5 protein-coding genes are annotated in these 10,431 nt (G+C 65.4%); 2 read left to right on the top strand and 3 right to left on the bottom strand.

Features of this window, described 5'->3' with window-relative positions:
• The first annotated feature begins 166 nt into the window (after positions 1–166).
• The gene (locus AB0T83_RS13530; RefSeq protein ID WP_366193678.1) at positions 167–2,434 is read left to right on the top strand and encodes an NADP-dependent malic enzyme; all 2,268 of its coding nucleotides are present in this window, start codon (positions 167–169) and stop codon (positions 2,432–2,434) included.
• A gap of 268 nt (positions 2,435–2,702) precedes the next feature.
• Positions 2,703–3,707, top strand: a complete 1,005-nt coding sequence (locus AB0T83_RS13525) for a nuclear transport factor 2 family protein (protein WP_366193676.1) — start codon at positions 2,703–2,705, stop codon at positions 3,705–3,707.
• On the opposite strand, the gene AB0T83_RS13520 is transcribed toward AB0T83_RS13525, so the two are convergent.
• The 3 genes from AB0T83_RS13520 to AB0T83_RS13510 are packed head-to-tail and all read right to left on the bottom strand — an operon-like array spanning position 3,704 to position 10,320.
• Positions 3,704–4,588, bottom strand: a complete 885-nt coding sequence (locus AB0T83_RS13520; protein WP_366193675.1) for a transglutaminase family protein — start codon at positions 4,586–4,588, stop codon at positions 3,704–3,706. The genes AB0T83_RS13525 and AB0T83_RS13520 overlap by 4 nt on opposite strands.
• An 11-nt stretch (positions 4,589–4,599) precedes the next feature.
• Positions 4,600–6,981, bottom strand: coding sequence for a circularly permuted type 2 ATP-grasp protein (locus AB0T83_RS13515; RefSeq protein WP_366193674.1), 2,382 nt, complete (start codon positions 6,979–6,981; stop codon positions 4,600–4,602).
• 3 nt (positions 6,982–6,984) lie between these two features.
• Entirely contained in the window at positions 6,985–10,320 is a 3,336-nt protein-coding gene (locus AB0T83_RS13510) for a transglutaminase family protein (protein ID WP_366193673.1), read from the bottom strand.
• Positions 10,321–10,431: the final 111 nt, after the last annotated feature.

The following is a 10,431-nucleotide window of genomic DNA, read 5'->3' as shown; positions in this document are numbered from 1 at the left end:
TCACCTACATCCCCGCCCTCTCGACCTTCCTCCCAACAGCACTCATGGGACCGGAAATCATAACGAACTAGGGCGGAACCCGGACCGGGGCGCCGGTCCGGGACAGACATGATATGCGGCGGGGCCTGCGCCCCGCCGACACACAAAAGAAGTTTCGGGGGACGAGATGAAAGATCAACTGACACGGGACGCCTTGGAGTACCATTCCGCGCATCCCAAGGGAAAATTGCAGGTTCTGCCCAGCAAGCCCATGGCCACCCAGACCGACCTCGCTCTGGCTTACAGCCCCGGCGTCGCCATCCCGTGCGAGCGCATCGCCGAGGATCCGTCGCTGGCCAGCGAATACACCATGCGCGGCAACCTCGTGGCGGTGATTTCCAACGGCACCGCAGTTCTGGGGCTGGGCAACATCGGGCCACTGGCCTCGAAACCGGTGATGGAGGGCAAGGCGGCCCTGTTCAAGAAATTCTCGGGCATCGACGTCTTCGACATCGAAGTGGACGCCGAGGATGTGGACACCTTCTGCAACGCCGTGCGTCCGCTGGAGCCGACCTTCGGCGGCATCAACCTGGAAGACATCAAGGCGCCGCAGTGTTTCGCCATCGAGAAACGTCTGAAGGCCGAGATGAATATCCCGGTGTTCCACGACGACCAGCACGGCACCGCCATCGTCTCGGCGGCAGCGACGCTGAACGCGCTGGAACTGGTGGGCAAGAAGATCGACGAGGTCAAGATCACCGCCAATGGCGCCGGCGCGGCCTCGATCGCCTGTCTGGAACTGCTCATCAGCTTTGGCGCCAAGCGCGAGAACATCACCGTCTGTGACAGCCAGGGCGTGATCTACAAGGATCGTCCGGGCCGCCCGATGGATGAGACCAAGCTGCGCTTTGCCGGCGAGACCAACGCGCGCACCCTGGATGACGCCATGGAGAACGCCGATGTGTTCCTGGGCCTGTCGGTGGCCGGGGCCGTGACCAAGGAAATGGCGGCCAGCATGGCGCCGCAACCGATCATCCTGGCCATGGCCAACCCGGAGCCGGAAATCCGCCCCGAGGTGGTTGCCGAGGTACGCGATGATGCCATCTGCGCCACCGGCCGGTCGGATTATCCCAACCAGGTCAACAACGTCCTGTGCTTTCCCTTCATCTTCCGCGGCGCGCTGGACTGCGGCGCCACCGAGATCAACGAAGAGATGAAGATGGCCTGCGCGCGGGCCATTGCCGCCATGGCGCGGATCGAGGCCTCGGACGTGGTGTTGTCGGCCTATGGCGCGGACAGCCTGAGCTTCGGGCCGGACTACATCATTCCCAAGCCTTTCGATCCGCGGCTGATCCTCGAGATCGCCCCGGCGGTTGCCAAGGCGGCCATGGACACCGGGGTTGCCACGCGGCCCATCGCCGACATGGACGCCTACCGAGAGCAACTGTCGCGCTTTGTCTACCAGTCGGGCATGCTGATGAAGCCGGTGTTCGAAAAGGCGGCCCGCGATCCCAAGCGCGTGGTTTTTGCCGAAGGCGACTCGGTGCGCGTGTTACACACCGCCCAGCAAGCCATCACCGCCGGGATTGCCAAGCCGGTTCTGATCGGATCTGAAAGTGCAATTTCAAGCAAGATCAAGGATTTGGGTCTTGTTCTTGACATGGATGCCATCGAGGTGGTCGATCCCGACGCAATCGATCTGACGGTCTATGGCGACACGCTGCACGATCTGGTGGGCCGCAGTGGCATCACCCCGAAGGAAGCCCTGCGCGGGGTGCGCAACGATCCCTCGGTGCTGGCCATGTGCCTGCTGCAACGGGGCGAAGTCGATGCCGCCATCGCCGGGACCGGTGGCCGTTTCGGCCATCATCTGACCCGTCTGGAAGGCATCATCGGCCACGCCGACGGGGTGGCGGAACTGTCGACACTGAACGCGCTGGTGCTGCCCTCGGGGACGATCTTCATCGCCGACACCTATGTGACTCCGGATCCGACCTCCGAGGAAATCGCCGAACTGGCGGTTCTGGCCGCCCGCACCCTGCGCAAGCTGGGGCAGGAGCCGAAGGTGGCGTTGCTGTCGAACTCCAACTTCGGGGATCGGCCCAGCCCGTCGTCGCGCAAGATGCGCGCGGCGGCGCAACTGCTGTCGAAGATGGACGTGGACTTCGAATTCGACGGCGAGATGCACGCGGATGTCGCGCTGAGCGAGACCCTGCGCAACATCGTCATGCCCTCCAGCCCGCTGCGGGGCCGCGCCAACCTGCTGATCATGCCCAATATCGACGCGGCGCATATCGCGCTCAACCTGCTCAAGACGCTGGGCGGCGGCGTGTCGGTCGGGCCGATCATGCTGGGGGCCTCCAAACCCGTGCACATCGTGTCCCAATCGATCACCGTGCGCGGTCTGCTGAACATGTCGGCGATTGCCGTGGTGGACGCTCAGGGCGCGATCTGACGCGACAGGGGTTTTCGAAGGCCACGGGGGAAAGTGGCATCTTCGATAGAGCGCGCGCCGTGGGGGACGGTGCGCGCTCACTTTTTCAGGGGCACTGGCAGGGTCGATGCCGGGGCATCCGCCAGTCTGCATGCGATTGCAATAATTCGTGACGGTGCCTGCGGCTGGTGCCACAAGACATTCATCCGCGTCCGTGCAACATGGCCCACGTCCGTGCGTTGGGATTTCGCCGCCCGCGCGGGCTTGCCGATGAAAACAAGTGGACAAGATGTCAGACTACCAAGCCGAGAAACAAGTCGTCCGGGACTTTCACGCCGCATTGGACACGGCCGAAGGCGCTGCGATTGCAGACGTCCTGTCGGCCCATTGCGTGCCCGACCTGCTGTGGCGCGGGTATCATCCGTTTCATGAAGTGCAGGGGCCGGACGCAGTGGCGGCGCGGTTCTGGTTACCGCTGCGCACCAGCCTGACCCGGATGCAACGCCGCGAGGATGTGTTCATGGCCGGGGAAAACCGGGCCGCCGGGCAGGAGGGCGTCTGGGTGGTGTCCATGGGGCATCTGATGGGGCTGTTCGATCAACCGTGGCTGGGCATTCCGCCCACCGGCAAGCTGGCCTTCCTGCGCTATTGCGCCTTCTACCGGGTCGATGGCGGCAGGATCACCGAAACGGCCATGTATTTCGACCTTCCGCAACTGATGGTGCAGGCAGGATTGCAGCCGTTCCCGCCGCAGACCGGCGCACAACTGGTGCAGCCCGGTCCGCTGACCCATGACGGCCTGCTGTTCGATCCGCAACCTGCCGACGAAGGCGACCGGACCTGGGCCAGCATTGCCCGGATGATCGCCGATCTTGGCCAATGGCAAAGCGGCCTTCCGATCCACGAGGAACTGGCCCGCAGCTGGACCGATGACATGCTGTGGTGGGGTCCGACTGGGATCGGCGCGACTTACACCATCCCGCGCTATGTGACGCAGCATTCCGGGCTGTTCCGGGCTAGCTTTGCCGAACGTTCCAAGACCCATCACCTGTGCCGGATGGCCGAGGGGCATTACGGCGGGTTCTTCGGCTGGCCGAATTTCACCGCCCGTCCCACAGGCGGCTTCATGGGGATGCCCGCAACCGGCAAGGCGGGGGACTTCCGGGTGATCGACATCTATCGGCGCGAGGGCGACAAGCTGGCCGAAAACTGGGTGTTCATCGACCTTCTGCATTTCTGGAATCAGCAGGGCGTCGACATTCTAGCACGCTGCACCGCCGCCCCGCAGGGCTAGGCGTTCTCCAGCGGCTCCACGTCCACCAGTTGCCGGGTGGTGTGATCGCCCACCGACCGCATGTAGCCCTTGACCGGGGCCACATCGGCGTAGTCGCGGCCATAGGCGACGACCACATGATCGTTGAAGGCCTCGACCGCGTTGGTGGGATCGTATTCGACCCAGCCCATCTGCCGCCCGCACCAGGCCCGCACCCAGGCGTGCATGGCGTCGGCGCCTTCCAGCCGGGGCTGGTTCTCGGGCGGAATGGTGCGCAGGAAGCCGCTGACATAGGCCGCCGGAATGCCGATCTCGCGCAGGCAAGTGATCATCACCTGGGCGAAGTCCTGGCACACGCCGGCGCGCTGCTCGAAGGCCGCCTCGGTCGGGGTGTCCACGTCGGTGGCTTCGGGATTGAAGGTGAAATCCTCGTGGATGCGCTGCCCCAGCGCCCGCACGATGTCGTAGACCGTGGTCTCCGCTCCGGCGACCTCGCGGGCATAGGCGGCCATGCCGTCGTGCCGCGGGATGCGGGTGGAGGGGCCAAGGAAATGATGCGGCGCATCGGGGTTCAGGCCCGCTTGCGCGGCGATCTCGCCCGCCAGCCCCGGTAGGGTGCCGGACATATTGAAACCTTGCCCCTCGCGCGAGCATTCGACCCGTGCCTTGACCGTGAAACTGCTTTCCTGATGGGGCGAGGCCAGCGCCACCTCGACGGTCTCATTGCCAAAGAAATCGATGCCGTTGACCTGTTCCACCGGCGCCGGGGTCACTTCAAGTGTTCGCGACAGCACGCGCTGCTTTCCGGGCAGAGAGCGCGGCATCAGCCGCAGCAGATGACGGCCCGAACTGGCCGGGCTGGGGTAGCTGTACTGGATGGTCACGCGAATATCGTACTGCATCGCCCGCTCCCTCAGGTCAGATAAGCCAGGGTAGTCTGGTTCGAAATGTCGCCCAGTCCCGCCAGTACCGTGTTGAAAACTTCGGTGGACAGGGTCTCGGGCGTTTGCAGCGCCAGATCGGTGCGCGCCTTCAGCACCGCGCGGCTGAGCGGTGTCATCTGGTGGTGCAACTCGACCCCCGGCAGATGCCGCAGGTGGGTTTCCATCTGGTTGAACTGGAACAGCACGCCCCGCGGGTTCAACTCGTCCAATGCCATCAGGTCCACCACGGTTTCGCGGCAGGGTGCCATGGCATAGCGGCGGTGGTGGGTCATGACGCTGTCTCCGACTTCCATCACCAGATCCAGCCCGCCGGTGGGGCTTTCGGGATCGGCAAAGGCGGCCAGGCATCCGCACATGGTCGCGGCCCGTTCTGCTGCCCGCCCCATGGCCAGAAACCGCCAGCCGGTAAAGCGGTACATGTTTTCATGCACCAGCCCTGAAAAGCCGTTGAGGTTGCGCAGCAGCACGCTCATCGCCAGCGCGGCGCTGTCGCCGGGCAGAGCGGTCTCGGCCTGTTGGTGCAGGGAGCGGGTCAGGTCGGACAAGGCCAGCGCCCCGTCCACCGAAAAGCGGTCGCCGACCTGGCTGGCACAGGCGCGGGCGTTGTCGATCAGCGACAGAAGCCCATCGGGGATCGGCTGGGCACTGTCGCAGCCAAAGCTTGCCAGGTAATCGGTCGAACATTGCACGACCGGGGCCAGCGGTCCCTCGGTGTCGGACAGGCGCGCGTGATGGGCGCGCAGGATGCGCACGATGTGCTCGCCCCGCTCAACATAGCGGCCCAGCCAGTACAGGTTGTCCGCCGCGCGACTTGGCAGGCGGCCGGGGGCCGAGCGCTGCACCGCCGCCGGTTTCGACGGCAGGATCGGCTTGGGCTTGGCGCGGCTGTCACCGACGATCCAGACATCGGCCACCCGTCCGCCCTGCTGCATCGCCAGAATGTTGGAATCGGGCACCATTCCGATCTGCGCAAACCCGCCGGGCATGACCTTCCAGCCGCTGGCGGTGCGGGCCAGGAACACCCGCAGGCTCATCGGGCGCGGCACCAGCGCGCCGTCGATCAGCGTCGGCGCGGTCGACAGATGCACCTGCTCCTGCCCGACCAGATCCGGGCCGTTCTGCTGGATGCGTGCGGCGATTTCCTCCACCGACAGGTTGGATTGCGCGGCCTCGAACACCGGCGCCGTGGCGAAGGCCGGGCTGATCATCATGCCGTCGGGATGGTCGCGCATATAGGCGCTTTCGCTTTCCTGCCCGCACCACCATGTGGCGATATTGGGCAGGCGCAGATCGCACCCGTTCAGGATCTGGCTGAGCCGGGGCATGAAGGCCATCAGCGCGCGGGTTTCCAGGATGCCCGAGCCGAGCGCATTGACCATGGTCAGATGCCCGGCGCGAATGGCCCGCAACAGCCCCGGCGTACCCAGCCGCGAGCCCTCGTTCAGCTCCAGCGGATCGACCCAGCCCGCATCCATCCGCCGCCACAGCACCGACACCGGGCTGGTGCCATTCACGGTCCGGATCATGGTGCGGCCGTTCTGGACCGTCAGATCATCGCCCTGCAACAGCGGGAACCCCAGGTGGCGGGCGATGAAAGCGTGTTCGAAATAGGTCTCGTTCAGCGGGCCGGGGGTCAGGATGCCGACCTGGCTGTTGTCCGAGCCCGACAGCGCCGTCAGCCGGTCGCGGAATTCGCGGAAGAACCCGGCCAGCGGCGCCACGTTGGTCCGCGCGATCATGTCGGAATAGACCCGCGCCGTCGCCATGCGGTTTTCCAGCGCGAAGCCCGCCCCCGAGGGCGCCTGCGTGCGGTCGCTGAGCACCCACCAGTCGCCGGTGGGGCCGCGGCCGATGTCGAAGGCCATGAAATGCAGGAAATGTCCCGAGGCCGGTTTGACCCCCACCAGCGGGCGCAGCCATTCGGGATTGTTGGCCACCAGCGAGGCCGGCAGATGGCCCTCGGCCACCAGTCGGTTGTCGCTGTAGATGTCGGCCACCACCTGTTCCAGCAGCCCGGCGCGTTCGGTCAGCCCAAGGGCGATCTCGTCCCATTCGGTTTCCGAGATCAGCACCGGCACATGGCTCAGCGGCCAGTCCCGTTGCCCGGTATCCTGCGGCCCGTAGCGGCGGAAATAGACCCCGGCGTCGCGCAGGTACTGTTCGCCCTGTCCGATGCGGGCGGCCATCTTCTCGGGCGTCTGTGCGGCCAGCGCGCGGATGAAGCTGTCCCAGACCGGGCGCACCGCGCCATCGGGACCGATCAACTCATCCGGAACGCCGTCGGCGGGGCGATAGCCCTGCAAAAGCCGGGCGACAGAGTCGCCCGTGCTGCCGTCCAGAACTGCCGTCATGCCTCAGATCCCCGGTTGACGCCTCAGGTCCAATGTCATCGGGAATTCACGATGGGGCACTTCGCTGGGCGGGATGTAGTTGCCCGGAGTATGCCCATGCGGCTGGAAGCGGGCAAGGCGGCGTGCCTGGGCTTCGTTTCCGTTGATCGGGAAGGTGTCATAGTTGCGACCGCCGGGGTGCGCGACATGGTAGGTGCAGCCGCCCAGCGACCGCCCGGTCCAGGTGTCGAAGACATCGAAGGTCAGCGGCGCATTGACCGGCAGCACCGGGTGCAGCGCCTCGGGCGGCTGCCACGCCTTGAACCGCACTGCCGCCACCTTGATGCCGCCCAGACCGGTGTCCTGCATCGGCAGACGGCGGCCATTGCAGGCGACGACATAGCGGTCGGGATCGCGGGTGGTCAGCTTGGCCTGCAACCGTTCCACCGAACTGTCGGTATAGCGCACGGTGCCGCCGATGGCCCCGGTTTCCCCCAGAACGTGCCAGGGTTCCAGCGCCTGCCGGATTTCAAGGTTCACCCCTTCGTAGTCGACCTCGCCGCAGAACGGGAAGCGGAACTCGGCCTGCGCCTTGAACCAGTCAGGGTCCATGTCGAACCCGTGTTCGGACAGGTCGCGCAGCACTTCAAGGAAATCGTCCCAGACGAAATGTGGCAGCATGAACCGGTCGTGCAGACGGGTGCCCCAGCGGATCGGGTCGCCGGTGGCCGGCGACTTCCAGAACCGCGCGATCAGCGCCCGGATCAGCACCTGCTGGGCCAGGCTCATGCGGGGATCGGGCGGCATCTCGAAGCCACGGAATTCCACCAGCCCCAGCCGCCCCGTGGGCCCGTCAGGCGAATACAGCTTGTCGATGCAGATCTCGGCGCGGTGGGTGTTGCCGGTCACGTCGATCAGGATGTTGCGCAACAGCCGGTCGGTCAGCCACGGTGGCGGCACTGCGCCATTTTCGGGCGCGTTGATCTGGTTCAGGGCGATCTCAAGCTCGTAGAGGCTGTCGTGACGGGCCTCGTCGATGCGCGGCGCCTGGCTGGTCGGGCCGATGAACAGCCCCGAGAACAGGTAGCTAAGCGAGGGATGCCGCTGCCAGTGCAGGATCAGGCTTTTCAGCAGATCGGGGCGGCGCAGGAACGGGCTGTCCAGCGGCGTGGCGCCGCCGACGACCACATGGTTGCCGCCGCCGGTGCCGCAATGGCGCCCGTCGATCATGAACTTGTCGGCGCCCAGACGCGTCTGGCGGGCCTCGTCATAGACGGTTTCGGTGATTGCCTTGCACTCGTCCCAACTGGCGGCCGGGTGCACGTTGACCTCGATGACGCCGGGATCGGGCGCGACGCGGATCACGTTCAGGCGCGGATCGGGTGGCGGCTGGTAGCCTTCGATATGCACCGGCAGGCCGGTTTCCATGGCCGCGTTTTCCACCGCCGCCAGAAGTTCAAGGTAATCGTCGACGCTTTCGGTGGGCGGCATGAACACGCACAGACGCCCGTCACGCGGCTCCACCGACATGGCGGTGCGCACGCGCCCGCCCAGCGTTTCGGCGGAGTCAAGAACGGCGCGTTCGCGGGCCGGCGCCTCGACCTGTTCGATGGTGCGGGATTGCTGGGTCCGCTCCTTGCTGAGCGCGGGCAGATCGAATTCGGGCAGATCGCCGGTCTGGGTGACCGGGTCCACGGGATAGATATAGGGATAGGACGCCGATGGAATATGCGGCAGCGCCTCCAGCGGCAGGCGGAAGCCCACCGGGCTGTCGCCGGGCACCAGGAATATCTTGCCGCGCCGCGTGCGCCAAAGCTCGGACAACCATTTCGACGAGGCCTTGGCCTGCCAGCGCTGCACCGGCAGGATCATCCCCGATGGCTCGGTCAGGCCCCGGTTGAAGACGCGGGCGATGCGGTGGCGCGCCTCGGCATCCTTCAGCTCCGAATTCTCGGGCGTCACATTGTCGGGCAGGTTGCTTTCCTTCAGCATCCACTCGGCCGGATCTTCATAGGCGGGCAGCACGTAGTCGGGGTTCACCCCCAGCGTATCGGCCACCGATTGCAGCAATGTACCGGCCTCTTGCCAGCCGACCTTGGTGTCGGCCTGTTCGCGGGCAAACAGCGCATCGTTGCGCCAGATCGGCTTGCCGTCCTTGCGCCAGTACAGCGAGAAGGTCCAGCGCGGCAGGCTTTCGCCGGGATACCATTTGCCCTGACCGTGATGCAGGAATCCGCCCGGTGCGAATTTCTCGCGCAGGCGGTGGATCAGCGTGTCGGCCATGCCGCGTTTCATCGGCCCGACGGCCTCGGTGTTCCATTCGGCGCTTTCGAAATCGTCGATCGACACGAAGGTCGGCTCGCCGCCCATGGTCAGCCGCACGTCGCCGTCTGCCAGCAGCTTGTCGACCTTGTGGCCAAGCGCATCCAGCTTTTCCCAGCTGTCTTCGGGGAAGGGTTTGGTGATGCGCGGATGTTCTGCGGTGCGGGTGACGCGCATGTCGAAGTCGAAGTCGACCTCGGCGGGGCTGGCCAGCCCGCTGATCGGCGCGGCGTTGCGGAAATGCGGTGTGGCGGCCAACGGAATATGGCTTTCGCCGGTCAGCAGACCTGAGGTCGGGTCCAGCCCGACCCAGCCGGCGCCGGGAATATAGGCCTCGCACCACGCGTGCAGATCGGTGAAATCGTGATCGGTGCCCGAAGGGCCGTCCAGCGCATCCAGATCCGGCTTGAGCTGGATCAGGTAGCCCGACACGAAGCGCGCCGCGATGCCCAGGTTGCGCAACACCTGCACCAGCAGCCACGAACTGTCGCGGCACGAACCTTTCAGCGAGGTCAGGGTTTCTTCCGGCGTCTGCACACCGGGTTCCATCCGGATCACATAGCCGATCTTCTGCTCCAGATCGCGGTTCAGCCCGACCAGGAAGTCAACGATCTTGATCTTGCCGCCACCGTCGTCGATGCCGTTCAGAAGTTCCTGCAGCTTCGGCCCGGCCGGGTCCGGCTTGAGGTAGATCGACAGATCCTCGGACAGCTCCTCGGGATACTCGAAGGGATAATGCTCGGCCCGTTCCTCGACGAAGAAATCGAACGGGTTGTAGACCGACATGTCGGCCACCAGATCGACCTCGATCTTCAACTCCCGAACCGGCTCGGGGAAGACGAACCGGGCCAGCCAGTTGCCATAGGGATCCTGCTGGTGGTTCACGAAATGCCCGGCGGGCGAGACTTTCAGCGAATGCGAGATGACCCGCGTGCGGCTGTGCGGGGCCGGGCGCAGGCGGATGATCTGCGGGCCGAGCGTCACGGGACGGTCGTATTTATAGTGGGTCAGGTGGTGGATGGCTGCCGTGATCGACATGAAGGGCTCCCGTCGGTTTCACCGTCCAAGCAATCACATCCGCGCAACCGACTGCGAGGGGAAACTGGGCATTTCGGGCCATTCGGGCGAAATAGCCGTCTTTTGTCGCGC

The sequence above is a fragment of the Meridianimarinicoccus marinus genome, assembly GCF_040689105.1.
GTDB lineage: Bacteria > Pseudomonadota > Alphaproteobacteria > Rhodobacterales > Rhodobacteraceae > Meridianimarinicoccus > Meridianimarinicoccus marinus.
Note: the sequence above shows the minus strand (reverse complement) of the source record. Positions and strands in the feature narration are given on the sequence as shown.

Bases quoted from the DNA above. Each gene is read 5' to 3' on its own strand.
- AB0T83_RS13525 (WP_366193676.1), top strand. From the start codon at position 2,703: ATGTCAGACTACCAAGCCGAGAAACAAGTCGTCCGGGACTTTCACGCC.
- AB0T83_RS13530 (WP_366193678.1), top strand. From the start codon at position 167: ATGAAAGATCAACTGACACGGGACGCCTTGGAGTACCATTCCGCGCAT.
- AB0T83_RS13510 (WP_366193673.1), bottom strand. From the start codon at position 10,320: ATGTCGATCACGGCAGCCATCCACCACCTGACCCACTATAAATACGAC.
- AB0T83_RS13520 (WP_366193675.1), bottom strand. From the start codon at position 4,588: ATGCAGTACGATATTCGCGTGACCATCCAGTACAGCTACCCCAGCCCG.
- AB0T83_RS13515 (WP_366193674.1), bottom strand. From the start codon at position 6,981: ATGACGGCAGTTCTGGACGGCAGCACGGGCGACTCTGTCGCCCGGCTT.